The organism is Mycobacterium sp. 360MFTsu5.1 (assembly GCF_000383495.1).
Lineage (GTDB): Bacteria > Actinomycetota > Actinomycetes > Mycobacteriales > Mycobacteriaceae > Mycobacterium > Mycobacterium mucogenicum_B.
Map to the genome: position 1 here is coordinate 50,861 of NZ_KB911467.1, position 18,507 is coordinate 69,367.

Here is an 18,507-nt window from a genome sequence, read left to right on the forward strand (position 1 = left end):
GAGATGACCATCCTTGAGAGCGAGCACCAATCCCACGCCGCCGCGGCGAAGACCCATTGCGTACGACTGCACTACACCGACACCAGCAAGGAAATCCTGGTGCCAGAAGGGCAATCGGTGCTCGATGCGGCCGCCGCCAGCGGCGTCCGACTGGCGAGCCAGTGCGGCATCGGCACCTGTGGCACGTGTGTCGGCCGGGTCCGCGACGGGGCACTCGCCATGCCCGAGGACCGGATCTATCCGCTGACCGAAGGCGAGATCGCCGATGGCATGCGCCTGCTCTGCCAAGCTCAGGCAGTCGCCGATACCGAAGTTGAGTTGGATTATCCGGCTTCGGTTTTCGATGAGTACCCGCTGCGGCAGGCAACGGCAAAGGTCACCGGACTGCGGCAGCTCGCGGAGACCGTTGTCGAGCTCACTGTACGTCTGCCCAAGAAAGTGCCAGTCGCCTTCCGACCTGGGCAGTATGCCCGGCTCCGGGTCCCGGGGACCCAACAGTGGCGGTCGTATTCGATGGCGTCCGGGGAACGGCAGAAACACCAACTCACCTTCACCATCAGGTTGTTGCCCACCGGCATGATGTCGGACTACCTGCGCGACCGCGCCACGGTCGGCGAGCAGATCGACGTGGAGGGCCCGCTGGGGTCCTTCGGTCTGGCCGCTGACGCCGGCCCGGTGCTGATGTTGGCCGGCGGCACCGGCCTGGCGCCGATGCTGTCGATGCTCGACAAGCTGCAGTTGGCTCGGGGCAAGGAGCCGATCCGGTTGATCTTCGGCTGCACTCGCGCGCGAGACTTGTTCCACCTCGACGAGCTCGAGGGCCGGCGCAGCTTCATGCCGAACCTGATGGTCCGGGTCACAGCCGACGAGCCCCACGATCAGCCGGGTGTTCTGGTCGGCAATCCGGTGAGCGTACTGACCGCCGATGATGTCAGCGACCCTGCGACGTCGGCATACCTGTGTGGCCCACCCGCGATGATCGACGCCGCGTTCGCACGCCTACAAGAGCTCGGACTGCCACGCGCCAACATCCACACCGAGCAGTTTCTTCCCAGCTGAAACATCCCTTTTCACAATGTGATTGGATCAAAAATGAGCATTGCGCGGCTCGGCGCCTTCGCCGTCACTGTCGCTGATATCGAGGCCTGGCAACACCTGTTGGTCGACCTGCTCGAGCTCGACGCGCGCCCTCGCACGTCACCGCAGGACCCTCTGCTGATCAGGCTCGATGATCGGCACCACCGGATCGCGCTTTATCCCGGATCGACCGACGAGATCCGCCGGGTCACCTGGGAGGTCGACACACCCGCCGAATTGCACCGGCTCGCCGAGGCGATTGCCGCCGAGCACATCGCGATCGACTGGGTCGGCGATGACACCCCTGAGCCCCCAAAAGCGCAGTCGGGCTTTCGATTCGACGACCCCGACGGTTTCCCCACCGAGGTGGTGGTCGGGCCGGTATCCGAGGTCTCCCCCGTCACCCAGGGCGGCGTGATCAGCGGCTTCGTCACCGGCGACCTCGGTCTCGGTCACGTCGTGTACATGTGTAGGGACTATCCGGCATCGGTGGACTTCTACACCCGGGTGCTCGGCTTCCAGTTGACGGACTACATCGTCTGGGACGGCGCGGATGCCACCTTCTTGCACTGCAATCCGCGACATCACAGCGTGGCGTTGATGAACGAGTGCTTCGGATTCCGCGGCGGCGACTTCAACCACCTGATGATCGAAACGGCGACGCTCGACGATGTCGGTCGTGCCTACGACCGCATCTGCCGTGCGGGCATCGACCTCAAGATGACGCTGGGTCGCCATACCAACGACGGCGTGACGTCGTTCTACCTGGCCACGCCTTCCGGTTTCGGGATCGAAATCGGCTGGGGCGGCGACGTGGTCGGTGACGACTGGGTGGTGAAGACCTACGACGCCCCGGCCCGCTGGGGCCACGTTGTACAGCGGGCCTGCTGATGCTCAGCACACCGACGCCGACAACGGCAGCTGCCACCGTGCAGCGCTACCTCGACCGGATCAACCTGCGCGACAACCTGATCCACGCTTGGGCTCACCTCGACCCTGAGCTGGCCCACGCACAAGCCCGGGCCCGTGACGCGGAACCACCCCGCACGGCCCTGCACGGGGTACCGCTCGGGATCAAGGACATCATCGACACCGCTGATCAACCCACCGCCTACGGCAGCGAATTGTGGGCGGGCCACCGTCCGGCGCGCGACGCCGACGTCATCGCACGACTGCGTGACGCTGGTGCGGTGATCCTCGGCAAGACCGCCACCACCGAGTTCGCCACCTACCGGCCGTGTGCCACCCGCAACCCACACAATCCTGGTCACACCCCCGGCGGCTCATCGAGCGGGTCCGCGGCCGCTGTAGCCGACGGCCAGGTGCCGATCGCGCTCGGAACCCAGACCGCTGGGTCGGTCCTGCGACCGGGGGCCTATTGCGGAGTGTTCACCTTGAAGCCGACGTACGGTCGCTGGCCGTTCGACGGGGTGCTTCCGGTGGCGCTGAGCTTCGATACCGTTGGCGCGTTCGCCCGCCACCCGGCCTGGCTCGGTGAACTGGATGCGGTGCTCACCCACCGGCCGGGCACGGCGACCCTGCCATCCACCGATCGGCTGCGGGTCGGGGTGCTGCGGCCGCCATGGAGCGACCGGGCCACCCCGTCCGCGAGCATTGCATTGGAACGCTTCATCTCCGGGCTCGCAGAATTGGGCGCACACGTCTCAGACGTCGAACTGCCCTGGGCACTGAACGATCTCGACGCCGGTCACACGCTGATCATGGCCAACGAGGCGGCGGCCGCACTCGAATCCCGGCTGCGACGAGAAGGTCGCGGCGAGTCCAGCGACCAGCTGGCCGAGTTCCTGGCGACCGGCGCGGCGGCGACTGCCAACGACATTCAACAGGCGCGTGCGGTGATCCAGGACTGCATCCGGTTTGTGTCGGCGGCCATGCAACACGTCGACGTGCTCGTCACGCTGGCGGCCACCGGGGAAGCTCCGAAAGACCTCACCAGCACGGGCGACCCGGTGTTCAACAAGCTCGCCAGTGTGACTGGGCTACCTGCCGTCGGCCTTCCGGTCGACGTCGGGGCAGCCGGGCTGCCGCTCGGTGTACAGCTCATCGCGCCGCCGGAGGCCGACCACGCACTTGTCCGGATCGCCACTTGTCTGACCGACCGCGCAGGCCTGGCCGCCCGCTGTGCACTACCCGAGGAGCAGTGATGACCGATTACCGGCGCGCAATGTACGAAGCCGTGTGCGATCGGTTGAACCCAGACCGATTCCGCAATCTGTTGGTGAACTTGATCAACATTCACAGTCCGACCGGGCTGGAGCGGCCGGCCTCGGAATTCATGGCTGACTACCTACGCGACACCGTCGGCATCGACGCCGGCTACCTACCGATGAACGAACACAGCGGCAATGCGTTCGGCGAACAGCGCGGGAGCGGAGGAGGCAGCAGACTGCTCCTTTACGCGCCCATCGACACGCACATCGACCCGGAATCCGATGTCCCCTGGGTGGGGCCCCGGCTGCGTCCGGACATGCTCCCGCAGGCGCGCGTTGATGGCGATCTGGTGATCGGCTTGGGCGCTTCGAACCCCAAATGCATGGTGGCCGGACTGACCGAGGTGGCCCATGCGGTCATCGAAGCGGGCATCCCATTGGTCGGCGATCTGGCCATCGGTTTCGCCGGCGGCGGCATGCCGGTGAGTATGAGCGGCCGGGACCAGGCCGGGATGAGCAACGGGGTATTCCATCTCCTCACCCACGGCGCCATGCCCGACCACGCGATCATCTTCAAACCGTGGTGGGCCGTATTCCCCGAAGAGCCCGGCATGTGCTGGTTCAAGGTCTCTGTGCGGGGTACCTACGGCTACGCCGGAATCGCCCGCGGCACAGCAGGTTTCCGGTCATCGATCGTGCCGGCGGCGACGGTCATCCAGCGCATCGAGGCGTGGCTGCCGCAATACACCGCCCGCAACACGGCGGGAACCACCATCCCGGAAGGCTGGATCTCCGCGGTCCGCTCCGGTTCCCCCGACAAACCGGCCTTCCCGTCGGCCACCACCGAGATCTACCTGGACGTGCGGGTCAACCCCCGGACCACCCCGGGCGACGTGCGCCACCAGTTCGCCGAGCTGATCGCCGATATCCGGGCCGCCGAACCGGATATCGAGCTCGACTGGGAGATGTACGGCTCACTGCCCGGCGGCATGACCGATCCCGAGAACTGGATCATCCAATCCTGCAGGCGCGGTTGGGAAGAGGTCGAAGGCCGGCCCTACGAGACGACCCCGCTATTGGGTGGCCAGACCGATGGCACCCTCATCCGGCGCCTCGGCGTACCCACGGCCCGGATCGGCTACCCATGGCCACCGGCCGCCGCCCCCGCAGAACTCAACGAGGGCCTCGGCGGGATGGGCGTGGCATCGGTCAACGACGTCATGACCGCCGCCCGCGCGGTGGCCTACGCGGTGGTCGACACCTTGACCCGCAGTCGAGAGGAACTCGGCCTGTGACAACCCGACGCAAGATTCTCAACATCGTCCCAGTCCCGGTGCCGCAGCAAGCGCTCGACGTGTTCGCGACGCAGATTCCGTCCGAAGCGGTGTTTCCCGGCTTCGAGAATGTCTTCGTGGCCGCCCGCGCCGGGGGCACCACTCTCGACAGCGCGTACGAGACCACGCTCGCCGACGCCTTCGTGCTCGAAGCCGGATGCCGCGCCGAGGAAGAGGGCTATGCCGGCGTGTGTGTCAATTCGATGAGCGATTCGGCACTGGCAGCGCTGCGGTCCCGGCTGAGCATCCCCGTGGTCGCCCCGAATCAGGCCTCGATGCTGGCAGCCGCGCTCCTGGGCAAGAAGTTCTCCGTCATCACCATGTGGCCGCAATGGCACGAGCTCTACCACAAGGCGGCGCGCGAGCACGGGCTCACCGCCCGGCTGGCGTCGGTCCGCGATGTCGGCGTCGCACCCGATGCCAGCGAATTGCTCTCGGGCAAAGAGGATTTCATCTTCGGGGTGCTCGAGACCCAAGCTCGCGCAGCCATCGAGGAAGACGGCGCGGACGTGATAATTCTCGGCTCGACGACCATGCACCAATCCCACGCCCATCTGGAGAAGGTCCTCGACGTTCCGGTGATCAATCCGGGCGTCATCGCCTACAAGATGTGCGAATTGCTCGTGCTCACCGGGCTGGCCCACAGCAAGCGGGCCTATCCGTCGCCGGCGCTCGTCCAGGACGACCTGCTGCGCGCCGTCACCCCAGCCCTCCCCTAACCACCAATTCAGGAGACCATCATGTCTACGGAAAATCCCGAAATCGGCCGTACCCGGAACACGTGCGGTTACGACACGAACTACCACGATGTGGGCGACGGTACGCCGGTACTGCTGCTGCACGGATCCGGGGCCGGAGTATCCGCGTGGGCCAACTGGCGCGGTCTGATTCCGGTGCTGGCACAGGATTTCCGGGTGATCGCACCGGATCTCGTCGGGTTCGGATACACCGAGGTGCCAGAGGCCTTGCAGTTCAACATCTTCGACACCTGGATCGATCAGATACTCGCCTTGCTGGACGGCTTGGGCATCGAAAAGACCCACATCGTGGGCAATTCGTTCGGAGGAGGGCTCGCACTACATCTGGCGACCCGGCATCCCGACCGGCTCGACCGGATCGCCCTCATGGGTGCAGGTGGAGTCCAGATGCCACTGAGCAATGAACTCGACCAGCTCTGGGGATACACCCCGTCGGTGGCCAACATGAAGAAGATCATGGACATCATGGCCTTCGACCGGTCGCTGGTGACCGATGAACTCGCCGAACTGCGGTACCGGGCCACCATCCGCCCGGGCGCCCAGGAGGCTTTCGAGAAAGTCTTCCCACCGCCGCGGCAGCGCTGGCTCGACGCGCAGATCGTGCCGGACGAGGAGTTGGCCGCCATCGGACACGAGGTGCTGATCCTGCACGGCCGAGAAGATCGAGTGGTTCCCGTACAGGCGTCGTGGCACATGTTCGAGCAGATCCCGAACGCCCAGATTCATGTGTTCGGCCGGTGTGGGCACTGGACCCAGATCGAGCACGCACAGCGGTTCCAGCAGTTGGTGGCGCAGTTCCTCCGGGAAGCAGAATGACAGCGCACTCCGCGTTGGCCGACCGACTGTTGTCCGCTTACGCCGACCGGACGCCGATTCCGCGGATCACCGCCGAACAGCCCGGCCTCACCATCGACGACGCGTACGCGATTCAGCAGCACCAGGTTTCGTCATGGGCGCAAGCCGGCGACCCCGTCCGCGGACACAAGGTGGGACTGACATCCAAGGCCATGCAATCACAGCTCGGCGTCGACTTCCCCGACTACGGCCGGCTGACCGCGTCGATGTTCCTACCAGAGGGCGCCGCCATCCCCGCTGACCGTTTCCTGCAGCCGCGGGTGGAACCCGAGATTGCGTTCGTGATGGGCCGTCGCCTGGCCGGACCCGGTGCCACAGTGGCCGACGCAGCCCGAGCCGTCGACGTCGTGCTGCCCGCGCTGGAGATCATCGACTCGCGAATCCGGGACTGGGACATCCGTCTCATCGACACCATCGCAGACAACGCGTCGTCGGGTGGCGTCGTGCTCGGCGGCACACCGCGCCGTCTCGAGGAACTGGATCTGCGCTTGATGGGTGTGCTGGTGCACCGCAACGGGGAACTGGTCGCCACCGGCGCCGGCGCAGCGGTGTTGGGCTCTCCACTCAACGCGCTGGCGTGGCTGGCCAACGTGCTCGGTGCCCGCGGTGTCGCGATCGAAGAGGGCGACACCGTCATCCCCGGCTCCATGACGTCGGCGCTGCCGGTCCGGGCCGGCGACAGCTTCCATGTCGAATTCGCCGAACTCGGCAGCGTCACAGCGCGTTTCGCCGCCGCATGAGCGCTCCGACATCCACAGGAGAAACAATGTCCACAATTTCTGCCGCGATCGTCGGGCCGGGCAACATCGGCACCGATCTGTTGGCCAAACTGTCCCACAGCGACCGACTCACCGTGCGCTACATGATCGGTGTCGATGCCGCGTCGGACGGACTGGCGCGCGCAGCCTCACGCGGAGTCGTCACATCCGCCGGAGGCGTCGACTGGCTGCTCGACCAGGATGAGCTGCCCGACATCGTGTTCGAGGCCACCTCGGCGAAGGCGCACGCCGCCCACGCGCCCCGCTACGCCGAGGCGGGCATCCGGGCCGTCGATCTCACTCCGGCCGCGATCGGTCCGTTCGTCTGTCCGCCGGTGAATCTCGACATCAACGCCGCTGCGCCCAACGTCAACATGATCACCTGCGGCGGCCAAGCCACCATTCCCATCGTGCACGCGGTGAACCGGGTGACCCCGGTCAGCTACGCGGAGATCGTCGCATCGATATCGTCGCGGTCGGCCGGCCCGGGAACCCGGGCCAACATCGATGAATTCACCGAAACCACCGCCCGTGCCATCGAGGACGTCGGAGGTGCGGCTCGCGGCCGGGCGATCATCATCATCAACCCGGTCGAACCACCGATGATCATGCGCGACACCATTTTCTGTGCCATCGATCCCGACTCCGATCGCGACCAGATCGCCGAGTCGATCCACGACATGGTCGCAGCAGTCACGGCCTATGTCCCCGGCTACGCACTCAAGGCCGACCCGCAGTTCGATGACCCTCGCCCAGATTGGAAAGGAAAGGCCCGCGTGACGACACTTTTGGAAGTAACCGGTGCGGGCGACTACCTCCCGCCGTACGCGGGCAACCTCGACATCATGACAGCGGCTGCCGCCGAGGCGGGCGAGCGAATCGCCGCGACACTGCTGGCCGCACGGGATCAGGTGGCAGCACGATGAACAGCTGGAACACCGAAGCCCGCGATGTACGCATCGTCGACACCACGCTGCGCGACGGCAGTCACGCGATGGCGCACCGCTTCACCGTCGCACAGGTCCGCGACACCGTGGCCGCCCTCGATGCGGCCGGAGTGTCGATGATCGAGGTGACCCACGGCGACGGACTCGGCGGATCCACCTTCAACTATGGCTTTTCTCTGGTCGACGAAACCGAACTCATCTCGGCAGCCGTGGCCCAGGCCCGCCGAGCCAAGATCGCGGTGTTGTTGCTGCCCGGTCTGGGCACCGTAAACGACCTCAAAGCCGCACACGATCTGGGTGCGGGCGCGGTGCGGATCGCCACGCACTGCACCGAGGCCGACATCGCAGTCCAGCATTTCGGCGCCGCTCGCGACCTGGGCATGGAAACCGTCGGCTTCCTGATGCTGTCGCACATGTCGAGCCCGGAACGGCTGGCCCGCCAGGCCCGGATCATGGCTGACGCCGGCTGCCAATGCGTGTACGTCGTGGACTCGGCCGGTGCGCTGATCCTCGACGACGTCGCTGACCGGGTCTCGGCGTTGGTCGCGGAATTGGGAGACGACGCCGAAGTCGGTTACCACGGCCATCAGAATCTCAGCCTCGGCGTCGCGAACTCGGTGCTCGCCTATCGCGCCGGCGCGCGCCAGATCGACGGTTCGCTGGTCGCGCTGGGCGCCGGGGCGGGCAACTCTCCCACCGAGGTTCTGGCCACCGTGTTCCAACGGCTCGACATCGCCACCGGAGTCGACAAGGACCAACTCCTCGCTGCTGCCGAAAATGTTGTCAAGCCATATATTTCGCGGCTTCCGGTGATGGATCGGGCATCGATCGTCCAGGGCTTTGCCGGGGTGTACTCCAGCTTCCTACTGCACGCCGAACGAGCCGCACATCGCTATGGAGTTCCCGCCCACGAGATTCTCTATCGCGTCGGAGAACGTCGGTACGTCGGCGGCCAAGAGGACATGATCATCGACATCGCCATCGAACTCCAGCGCGAAAGAAGCCAGTCCCGAACCGCCACTTCAGAACTCAGCCCCGTCTAGACCTCGATCGAAGGACCACCCAGATGAAGATCGCCATCATCGGCGCTGGCGTCGCCGGCCTGTGCTCCGCCAAACTGCTGACCGAATTCGGTTTCGACGTAACCATCTTCGACAAAGTCCCCGATCTCGGCGGCGTGTGGAGCCGGACCCGCCTCTATCCTGGTGTGACGACGCAGAACGGTAAGGACACCTATGCCTTTTCGGACTTCCCGATGCCGAAGGCATATCCGGAGTGGCCGTCGGGCTCTCAGGTACAGCAGTACCTTGTCGCCTACGCCCGCCATTTCGACCTCGAGCGTCTGGTCCGGTTGAACACCGAGGTGGTATCGGCCGACCTCGACGAGGCGGCAGGACGCTGGACCTTGACCACGCGCGATGTCGTCACCGGGACGCTCGAGCTGAGCGAATTCGATCAGCTGATCGTGGCCACCGGAATCTTCTGTGACCCGTTCGTTCCGGATTACCCGGGCATCGAGGATTTCACGCGAGCCGGCGGACGCGTCTGCGCCGCTTCAGAATTCAACGACCTGAAGGACGCCGTCGACAAGGACATCGTCGTCGTCGGCTACGGCAAGTCGTCATGCGATATCGCCGAGGCGCTCAGCGACGTCGCACGGTCCACCACCGTCGCCGCCCGCGAAGTCACCTGGAAGATGCCCCGCAGGGTCGGCGGGCTGATCAATTACAAGTATGTGTTGCTGACCCGCCTTTCCGAGGGTCTGTTCGACCACCTCGAACAGCGGGGGTTCGCCCGAGTCATCACCGGCCCCGGGCGGTTCGCGCGCAATGCCATGCTCGCGATGGTGGGCCGGATCGCTCGGCGCCAGTTGATGTTCGACCGACTCGGATTGGTGCCGGACGGACCGTTCGAACGCATTGTGCGACATGCGGTCAGCCTGGCCACCGAGGGGTTCTACGAGAAGATTCGCGACGGAGTCATCGACATGCGTCGTGGCGTGTCGATTGTCGGACTCTACGACAAGGACGGCGTGCCGACGGTGGAGTTTTCCGACGGCACCACCCGCCACGTCGACACCGTGGTCTGTGCGACCGGATACCAGCAACGTACGCCGTTTCTATCCGACGCCCTGCTGTCGCGCATGACCGACACAGAGGGCAATTACCAGCTGTATCGCCAGATACTGCCGGTCGACGTGCCCCGGCTCTTCTTCGTCGGCTACGGGTCGTCGTTGTTGAGCCCGATCAGTGCCGAAGCCGCGGCGATCTGGGTGGTCAACTATCTGGCCGGCTGTGCCGATCTGCCGCCTGCCGAGCAGCAACGTGCCTTCACCGAACGCCGGCTGAAGTGGATGATCGAACGCACTGAAGGTAAGCACGCCCGCGGAACCAACATCATTCCCTTCTCCGTGCGCCAAATCGACGAAATCCTCGACGAGGCAGGCGTAAACGTGGGTCGCTGGACCCAGCTGAGGCAATGGCTGCTACCGATCAGGCCTGCCGCCTACCGCGCCGCGACCCGCAAGTTGCACCGCCGCATCGACGGCAAGACGGCGGCGAGGCACAACAAGCAGGGTGCTGCCGCGTCCCGAACCTGACGCTTCCGCCTCACCGCACAACTGACCGACCGAACCACTGACGCTGCACCACCGCGGCGCCAGCGCTTACGCACACTCATTTACTTCGAGCTAGGACTCTCCATGCCACCAATCCCCCACCGCCGGAACATAATCCGACTCACGTCGGCCCTCGTTGCCGCGGCGTTGGTTCTGACCGCATCGCCTGCCACGTTGAGCCCTGTCGCCCAAGCCGACGACCAGCACTACGAAGAATTCTACACACCACCGCAGCCTCTTCCCGATGGCCAGCCGGGCGACCTCATCCGCACCGAACCGTCGCGCCTGGTGCTCGAGCCGTCGGGCCAGCTCGGCGCGTTCGTCGGAACGGGCACGCGAATCATGTACCGCAGCACCGACGCTCAGGGAAAGCCGGTGGCTGTGACCGGCACATACATCGAGCCCGATGTCGAGTGGGCCGGCAAGGGGCCACGTCCGTTGATCGCGTACGCGACGGGCCCCTATGGGGCAGGTGAACAGTGTGCGCCGTCGCGACTGTTCAACCAGGGCATCCACTTCTCGCAAGGTTTCGACCTGACCTTCAACTACGAGGAGGGGTTCATCGCCACGCTGTTGGCTCGCGGATTCGCCGTCGTGGTCACCGACGGCGTCGGCATGGGTGTTCACGGTCCGGAGTCGCCGCAGTTCCTCAACCGGATCGCGGCCGGAACCGCGATGCTCGACGCCGCCCGCGCGGCGATGAAACTTCCCGGCACCTCGCTCAATCCTCATGGGCCGGTCGCCTTCTGGGGCTGGGCGTCCGGTGGACAGGCTTCGATGTCGGCCGCCGAGCTGGCCGGCAGATACGCGCCTGAACTCCGGGTGGTGGGCACATACGCGGCCGGTGCCGTCACTGATATCGCGGCAGCACTCCCGTCCATCGACGGGAGCTTCCTAGCCGTACTCACCGGATACATGCTGCGTGGCATCATCGCGTCGTACCCGCAAACCGAAGAGCCCCTGCGCAATTCGCTGACCCCGCGCGGTCTGCAGATGCTGGAGTGGAGCGGCCACACCTGCCTGGTCCAGGGCAGTGTCGACTACGCCTTCCGTCACGTGCAGCCTTGGTTCAACACCGATCTCAACGACCTTATCGGCAACGACCCGATAAAGAGCCTGCTCGCGGCTCAGCGCCTCGGCAGCATCAAACCCACCGGCCCGGTCCTGGTCACCCATAACCGCTGGGACTCCCTGGCGCCGTACACGGGGGCCGTCGACACCGCGAACGACTGGTGTGCAAAGGGTGCCGACGTCACGTTCCGGACCAACGAAATGGCACCGTTTCTGAACAAGATGGCCACCACCAGCCTGTTGCAGCCGTACGTCGACGGCGAACCGACAATGGCCTGGCTCACCGACCGATTCAACGGGGTGCCCACTACGCCCAATTGCGGCAACTTCTAGCCCGCGCCCTACCCCGCCCGCGCTGCGGTGAGCCGCTGCATATCGGCCATGCCCTGCTCCTGGGCGTCATGCATCCAGGCCGGCAGCGGGGCCCGCAGCTCGGGCAGCACCTCGCCCTCGAGCAACCCCTGCAATTTGGCCTGCTTGCCGCTGCGGCCCGCCTGGTTGTCGAGTTCCTGTGCACCCGAAGGCGATTCGTAATCGTAGAGCTCGTAGTCGATCCGGCGGGTGCGGTCGGCCTCCATGCCGCCGGGCTGCCAGTACGAGTAGCGGCCGAACTTCGCGTCGGGCGTCCGCACAGCGACGATGTGACTGGGCGCCGATGTCGGTATCTCGGTGGGCACCGCGCCGCCACCGAACATCTTCTGCACCGCAGGCGATTTCATCAGCGTCGCCATCTCTTCGACCGACATGTCGTCGGTCGCGTGAGCCACCCACCGGCGGCCCGCCGCACCGGGATCGGCGGCGATCGCGGCGATGTCACCCCGTGCCTGCAGGTAGGCGAATCGGCTGTCCGACCGCCAGCCGTTGCCGCCGGCCGCAATGGTGAGCAGTAGCGGCGCGATGTCGACGCTCGAGGTGAGCTGCGTGCGGCGCTCGCCCGGTTTGGGAGTGAGGTGACCGGTCGGGTCGTGGATGTAGAGCGGCACCCGGATCGACTCCTCGTAGATCGCCGCGCCCTTGCCGCGCAGGCCGTGCGAGCCGGCGTACTCGCCGTGGTCGGAGGTGAACACAACGACGGTGTCGCGCTCCACATCGGGGCGCGAGGCGAGCGTGTCCAGCACCCGGCCGATCTGGACGTCCACCTGCTGGTGCAGCCACAGGTAGTTGTCGAGGCACCGGGCCCACTGCGCGGCCATCTCGGGACCCGAATACGGCACCGGACCGGTCATCAGCGGCGACATGAAGTTCATGTAGTCGATCTGCAGCTGCGGTTTGCCGCGCCGGCGCAGGTCGTCGGCGTTCTCGAAGTTGACGGGTGTCCCGGAGAACACGTGCGGAACATCGTCCGGCAGTGGGTTTCTCGGCCACCAGCAAATGTCGTGCGGGTTCACCAGGGACACCGTGGTGCACCACGGGCCGCTGCCCGCGTGGTCGGCGAACCAGCCGTCGAACTGGTCGACGATGGTGTGGTCGACCTTGAGCCCCTGGTTCGGGCCACCGTTGGGCGACGGGTATGTGCCGCCGGAGAAGCCGTGCGCGTCGAGGCCGTCGGGTGTGGTGTCGGAGATGTGGCCCAGGTGCCATTTCCCCCACCACCAGGTCCGGTAGCCCTGGTCACGCAGCATGGTGCCCCAGGTCGGGAAGCGCGGCGCCAGGGTGGATTCGGTGGGGCCTTCCCCGGTGTACAGGCAGCCCGTCTGGTGCGAGTAGAGCCCGGTGGTCAGGACACCGCGCGACGGCGTGCACATGTTGGACGCCGAGTAGTGGGACTCGAAGGACACGCTGCGCTGCCGCAGCCGGTCCAGGTTGGGCAGTAATTCGCCGAGTCGCTTGGTGTCGGGAAACCATTGGGGCGCCCGCATCTGGTCGACGATGATCACCAGGATGTTGGGTCTGCCCGCCACATGCTCGCGGCCGCCCCGCGACAGTAGCTGGTAACCACCGACCCCCGCCGCGGCCGCCCCCGCCACCGCCGCCGTGCCTTTGAGAACTGTGCGCCGGTCGATATCCGCCATGGGGCCAGCCTAGGAGCCAATGCTGTCAGTGCGCATAGGCTTTCGCACATGGCACAACCGACCGTGTTGATCAGCGGCGCCGGGGTCGCCGGACCCGCCCTGACGCACTGGCTGGCACGTGACGGCTACCGGGTGGTGATCGTCGAGGCGGCGCCGAACATCCGCCCGGGCGGGCAGACGGTCGACCTGCGCGGCGCGGGCCGCGAGGTGGTCACCCGAATGGGCTTGTTGCCGGCGATGACCGAGCGCTGCTTGTTTCAGCGCGGCATCGCCTGGGTGCGCGCCGACGGCACCCGGCGTGCGGAGATGCCGGTCGAGGCGTTCGGCGGCAACGGGATCGTCTCCGCACTCGAGATTCTGCGCGGCGACCTGGCCGATGTGCTCTACCAGGCGACCAGCGACGTGGCCGAATACCGCTTCGGCACGCGGGTTTCCGTGCTCGAGGAAGACGAGTCCGGGGTACGGGCCACGCTGACCGACGGCTCCGTGGTGGAGGCCGACCTCGTCGTCGGCGCTGACGGCCCGCATTCCGCGGTCCGGCAGTTGGCATTCGGGCCGGAAGAGCGGTTCATCCGCCGACTCGGCGGCTACAACGCCTGGTTCACCGCACCGGACATGATCGGCCTGGACGGCTGGTACCTGATGTTCCAGGCCGCCGGCGGGCTCAACGCCTCGCTGCGGCCGTCGCACGATGAGTCGAGCGCCAAGGCCGGTCTGGCCTTCCGGTCCGAGCCGATCGAGTATGACCGTCGCGACCTGGACGCGCAGCGGGCACTGCTGGCCGAGCGGTTCCGCGACGCCGGCTGGTACTGCGACGAATTACTGCGTGCCGCAGCACAATCCGACGATTTCTATTTCGACGATTTCGTCCAGGTACACATGGACACCTGGTCAGCGGGCCGCGTCACGCTGTGTGGCGACGCCGGCTACTGTGCGTCGCCGCTGTCCGGCATGGGCACCAGCCTGGCGCTGGTCGGGGCCTACGTGTTGGCCGGTGAACTCGGGCCGGCGGCGGCCTTCGACGCCGCCGGGATCGCTGCGGCGTTGCGGCGCTACGAGGCGGTCATGCGGCCGTACGTCGACCGGTGTCAGGACCTGCCCGGCGGCCTCGACGGATATGCGCCGATGACCGAACGTCAGATCGCCGGTGCGGCGTCCGCCATGAAGTGGGTGCAGCGCTGGCCGCTGCGGCCATGGGCGGCGCGCAAATGGTTCTCCACCGCCGAGTCGATCGATCTGCCGGACTATCGGTCGTGAGTCGGGGCGTGCCCGGTCCATTTGATGTAGGCCCGGCGGAACTCCCGCGGGTCGGTGAACCCGACCTCGGCGGCGATGGCGTGAACGGGCATCGAGGTCTCGCGGACCAGATACCGCGCACGTTCGCTGCGCACCTTGTCACGCAGCGCGATGAACTGCTGACCGTCGGCACTGAGGCGGCGCCGCAGGGTGCGTTCGGTGACGTTGAGCCGCTTGGCGACCTGGGCCATGGTCAGTGGGTCCCGCACGCTCTCGCGCAGCATCGTCTCGACCGTCTGCACCACGTCGGTCGGCTGCTCGCCCTGGGTCACCATGTCGCGGCAGGCGGCGACGGCGACCGCGTGCGTCGTCGGATCGGCTCGCGGTAGCCGCTGCGACCACAGCGGGTCGGGGAACGCCAGCCGGTTGGCGTCGGCGTTGAACAGGACCGGGCAGCCGAAGAATTCCCGGTACCGCTGCGCATACACCGGCGGCGGGTAACTGACCTGGACGTACTCCGGCGTCTGCTGCGGCAGCTCGAGCACGGTCCGGACGGTGACCAGCACGCTGCAGAACAGCTCCTCACACAGGAACGGCAGCAGCTCCGGTTCCGGGGAGCGTTCGTAGGCGCGCAATGCGAAGGTGTCACCGATGAGCTCGGCGCCGACGTCCATCAGACTGCCGGCGCTCTGGTGCAGTTCCAGGCCCACTTGCATTGCCGCGCCGAGGTTTTCGGCGGAACGGATGGCCAGTCCGAGCACGCCGAACGACACGAACATGTCGCGGGCCCCGACGTCGATGCCGAGGCCCCGGTCCGGCATGGCGCGCACCGCATGCCGCAGCACGAGGGCCGCCTGCCGGAACGACACCCGCGTCTCGGGCGAATTGAGCGTCGCTGCCGTCAGGCCCGCCGCGGCCAGCCACCGTTCCGTGGGCAGACCCGCGCGGTCGGCGACGTCGACGACGTTGACGAGCACCGACGTCGGGATCAACGCCGCGCTTTGCCTGTCCACCCCACCTCCAACACGTGTCCGGTTTTCCCCCCATTGTGGTCACCGATGCCCTCGTGCGCACCCATCGACATGCGGTTAGCTCCCGATCCATGGTGTGGTCAATGCCGGTCGATCTGTCGAAGCCGCCTTCCGTCGAGGGGTCGTGGGCACGTCCGGAGATCTACTGGCCGGCATTGACCGCCGCCACCGCGCACCTGGAGACGCCACTCGCCGCCGTCGATCTCGCTGCGCTGCACCACAACGCGCACGATCTGCGCCGCCGCGCGGCAGGGACTCCGATCCGGGTGGCGTCCAAATCGGTGCGGTCGCGGACCATCCTGGACGCCGTCACGGCCCTCGACGGCTACGCGGGGGTACTGGCGTTCACGTTGCCCGAAGCCCTCTGGCTGGCCGCAGGCGACGCCGAGCACCCAGCGCACGACGACGTCGTCGTCGGCTACCCGACCGCCGACCGCGCCGCGATCGCCCGGTTGGCGTCGTCGCCCGAGCTGGCGGCGCGCGTGACGCTCATGGTCGACTCGCTCGCCCAACTCGATCTGGTGGACAGTGTCGCCGCGCCATCGACGCGCTCGGTACTGCGCGTCTGCCTGGACCTCGACGCCTCGTGGCAGGCGCCGGTTCTCGGCCACCTCGGGGTGCGCCGCTCCCCCGTCCACACCGCGGCGCAGGCCCGCGCCCTGGCCGCCGCCATCGCCGGCCGTCCGGGCTTCGCGCTGGTGGGTCTGATGTCCTACGAGGCCCAGATCGCGGGTGTGGGTGACGATGTCCGCGGCCAGGCCGCGCGGTCACAGCTGGTCCGGTGGATGCAGCGGCGCTCCAAGGACGAACTGCTCGAGCGCCGCGGTCTCGCGGTGGCCGCAGTCCGGCAGGTGGCCGAGCTCGAATTCGTCAACGGCGGCGGCACCGGGTCCATGGAATTCACCGCGTCGGATCCCGCGGTCACCGAGATCGCGGCGGGCAGTGGACTTTTCGGCCCGCACCTGTTCGACACCTACCAGGGCTTCACCCCGGCCCCGGCCGCGGCGTTCGCGCTGTCGGTCGTGCGCAAACCCACGCCGCAGATCGCGACGGTGCTGGGCGGCGGCTGGATCGCCTCCGGGCCACCGGCCCGGGACCGCGTGCCGCTGCCGGTCTGGCCGCCGGGGCTGAGTCTGCTGTCCGCCGAGATGGCCGGCGAAGTGCAGACGCCCGTGACCGGAAAAGCCGCTGCCGCACTGAAAGTCGGTGACCGCGTGTGGTTCCGGCACTGCAAGGCCGGTGAGCTCAGCGAGCACGTCGATGCGTTCGCCATGGTCGATGACGGCAGGACCGTGGGCACAGCACTCACCTACCGAGGCGAAGGGAAGACGTTCCTGTGACGTGGACCAACTGGGGACGCTGCGAGACCGCCAACCCGACGGAAGTACTGCGGCCCAACACCGTTGCGGAAGTGTGTGACGCCGTCACCCGCGCGACGGCGACCGGGCGGCTGATCAAGGTCGTCGGGTCCGGACACAGCTTCACCGGCATCGCCGTCGCACCCGACATCCAGCTGGACCTGGGCGCCCTGGCCGGCGTGATCAGCGTCGACCGGGAGCGCAAGCAGGTCACCGTCGGCGGCGGAACTCCGCTGTGGCAGCTGACGCAACTACTTGCGCGCCACGGACTCGCGCTCGAGAACATGGGCGACATCGACCGCCAGACCATCTCGGGCGCGATCTCCACCGGCACCCACGGCACCGGCCTGGCCTTCGGCGGCCTGGCGACCCAGGTGGTCGGTCTGACCCTCGTCTCGGGCACCGGCGAGCTCGTCCGGATCGACGAGGAGCAGAGCAGCGAGTTGCTGCCGGCGGCGCGCGTCGGGCTGGGCGCGCTGGGCATCATCGTCGAGGTGACGCTGCAGTGCGTGTCCGGTTTCGCGATCCATGCCATCGAACGCGTAGAACCGGTCGACGATGTGGTCGCAACATTCGATGAACGCTGTACGCACACAGACCATTTCGAGTTCTTCTGGTTCCCGCACACCGATACCGCGTTCACGAAGGCCAATATCCGGCTGCCCGCCTACACCCCGCTGGAGTCCACCAACCGGGTGTCGCAGTGGGTCGAGGAGGAACTGATCGAGAACGGTGTGCTGGGGGCGATCTGCGCCGTCGGCAGCGCGCTGCCGTCCACCGTCCCCACGCTGAACCGCACCGTCACCCGGTTCCTGTCCGACCGGGAGCACACGCAACGCTCCGATCGCGTCTTCACCTCGCCGCGGCGGGTGCGGTTCCGCGAGATGGAGTACGCCGTGCCCTACGAGTCGATGGGCGCGGCATTCGACGAGGTGCGCAGCCTGATCGCCGAACGCTATTGGCGCATCGGCTTTCCCATCGAGGTCCGCGCCGCCGCCGAGGACGAGAACTGGCTGTCCACCGCGTACGGCCGCCGCAGCGCGTACATCGCGGTACACCGCTATGTACGCGACGATCCGACGGAGTACTTCCGCGCGGTCGAGCAGATCATGCGCCGCTACGACGGGCGTCCGCACTGGGGCAAGATGCATGGCCGCACCGCGGCGGACCTGCGCGACACCTACCCGCGGTTCGACGACTTCCTCGCGGTCCGCGAAAAGCTCGACCCCAGAAGAACGTTCGCCAACGACTACCTACACCAAGTACTCGGAGAATGAGGGCA

At 66.8% G+C, this 18,507-nt stretch carries 16 protein-coding genes; 14 read left to right on the forward strand and 2 right to left on the reverse strand.

The window, feature by feature from the left end; translation table 11 throughout:
* Nucleotides 1–3 precede the first annotated feature (3 nt).
* From H289_RS0115115 to H289_RS0115165, 11 genes are all read left to right on the forward strand, one after another.
* A complete protein-coding gene (locus tag H289_RS0115115; RefSeq protein ID WP_020101640.1) occupies nucleotides 4–1,059 on the forward strand; it encodes an FAD-binding oxidoreductase in 1,056 nt (351 codons plus the stop codon).
* A gap of 33 nt (nucleotides 1,060–1,092) precedes the next feature.
* Nucleotides 1,093–1,968 (forward strand): 2,3-dihydroxybiphenyl 1,2-dioxygenase, encoded by an 876-nt coding sequence (locus H289_RS0115120; RefSeq protein WP_020101641.1) that lies wholly within the window; start codon nucleotides 1,093–1,095, stop codon nucleotides 1,966–1,968.
* Nucleotides 1,968–3,242 (forward strand): amidase, encoded by a 1,275-nt coding sequence (locus tag H289_RS0115125; RefSeq protein ID WP_020101642.1) that lies wholly within the window; start codon nucleotides 1,968–1,970, stop codon nucleotides 3,240–3,242. The genes H289_RS0115120 and H289_RS0115125 overlap by 1 nt, the downstream gene beginning before the upstream one ends.
* Entirely contained in the window at nucleotides 3,242–4,543 is a 1,302-nt protein-coding gene (locus H289_RS0115130) for a M20 family metallopeptidase (protein WP_036420663.1), read from the forward strand. Before H289_RS0115125 ends, H289_RS0115130 begins: the two co-directional genes overlap by 1 nt.
* Nucleotides 4,540–5,301, forward strand: coding sequence for an aspartate/glutamate racemase family protein (locus tag H289_RS0115135; RefSeq protein WP_020101644.1), 762 nt, complete (start codon nucleotides 4,540–4,542; stop codon nucleotides 5,299–5,301). The genes H289_RS0115130 and H289_RS0115135 overlap by 4 nt, the downstream gene beginning before the upstream one ends.
* 21 nt (nucleotides 5,302–5,322) lie before the next feature.
* Nucleotides 5,323–6,156, forward strand: coding sequence for an alpha/beta fold hydrolase (locus tag H289_RS0115140; RefSeq protein ID WP_020101645.1), 834 nt, complete (start codon nucleotides 5,323–5,325; stop codon nucleotides 6,154–6,156).
* The gene (locus H289_RS0115145) at nucleotides 6,153–6,935 is read left to right on the forward strand and encodes a 2-keto-4-pentenoate hydratase (protein ID WP_020101646.1); all 783 of its coding nucleotides are present in this window, start codon (nucleotides 6,153–6,155) and stop codon (nucleotides 6,933–6,935) included. The genes H289_RS0115140 and H289_RS0115145 overlap by 4 nt, the downstream gene beginning before the upstream one ends.
* A 26-nt stretch (nucleotides 6,936–6,961) precedes the next feature.
* The gene (locus tag H289_RS0115150; protein ID WP_020101647.1) at nucleotides 6,962–7,879 is read left to right on the forward strand and encodes an acetaldehyde dehydrogenase (acetylating); all 918 of its coding nucleotides are present in this window, start codon (nucleotides 6,962–6,964) and stop codon (nucleotides 7,877–7,879) included.
* Entirely contained in the window at nucleotides 7,876–8,943 is a 1,068-nt protein-coding gene (dmpG, locus tag H289_RS30570; RefSeq protein WP_020101648.1) for a 4-hydroxy-2-oxovalerate aldolase, read from the forward strand. The genes H289_RS0115150 and dmpG overlap by 4 nt, the downstream gene beginning before the upstream one ends.
* Nucleotides 8,944–8,966: 23 nt before the next feature.
* Nucleotides 8,967–10,499 carry a flavin-containing monooxygenase gene (locus tag H289_RS0115160; RefSeq protein ID WP_020101649.1) on the forward strand — a complete coding sequence of 511 codons (1,533 nt, stop codon included), beginning with the start codon at nucleotides 8,967–8,969 and terminating at the stop codon, nucleotides 10,497–10,499.
* Nucleotides 10,500–10,664: 165 nt separating this feature from the next.
* Nucleotides 10,665–11,921, forward strand: coding sequence for a lipase family protein (locus H289_RS0115165; RefSeq protein ID WP_020101650.1), 1,257 nt, complete (start codon nucleotides 10,665–10,667; stop codon nucleotides 11,919–11,921).
* Between the two features lie 8 nt (nucleotides 11,922–11,929).
* On the opposite strand, the gene H289_RS0115170 is transcribed toward H289_RS0115165, so the two are convergent.
* Nucleotides 11,930–13,600 (reverse strand): sulfatase-like hydrolase/transferase, encoded by a 1,671-nt coding sequence (locus tag H289_RS0115170; protein WP_020101651.1) that lies wholly within the window; start codon nucleotides 13,598–13,600, stop codon nucleotides 11,930–11,932.
* 48 nt (nucleotides 13,601–13,648) lie between these two features.
* Between H289_RS0115170 and H289_RS0115175 the strand changes: the two genes are divergently transcribed.
* Nucleotides 13,649–14,857: an FAD-dependent monooxygenase gene (locus tag H289_RS0115175; protein ID WP_020101652.1), complete on the forward strand. Its 1,209-nt coding sequence runs from the start codon at nucleotides 13,649–13,651 to the stop codon at nucleotides 14,855–14,857.
* Here the strand turns inward: H289_RS0115175 and H289_RS0115180 are convergent.
* Nucleotides 14,845–15,849: an AraC family transcriptional regulator gene (locus tag H289_RS0115180; protein ID WP_110772196.1), complete on the reverse strand. Its 1,005-nt coding sequence runs from the start codon at nucleotides 15,847–15,849 to the stop codon at nucleotides 14,845–14,847. The genes H289_RS0115175 and H289_RS0115180 overlap by 13 nt on opposite strands.
* Before the next feature lie 101 nt (nucleotides 15,850–15,950).
* Here H289_RS0115180 and H289_RS0115185 point away from each other — a divergent pair, with 101 nt between their 5' ends.
* Together H289_RS0115185 and H289_RS0115190 are read left to right on the forward strand one after the other, a co-directional pair.
* Entirely contained in the window at nucleotides 15,951–17,207 is a 1,257-nt protein-coding gene (locus H289_RS0115185; protein WP_020101654.1) for an alanine racemase, read from the forward strand.
* Entirely contained in the window at nucleotides 17,204–18,502 is a 1,299-nt protein-coding gene (locus H289_RS0115190) for a D-arabinono-1,4-lactone oxidase (RefSeq protein ID WP_020101655.1), read from the forward strand. Before H289_RS0115185 ends, H289_RS0115190 begins: the two co-directional genes overlap by 4 nt.
* Nucleotides 18,503–18,507: the final 5 nt, after the last annotated feature.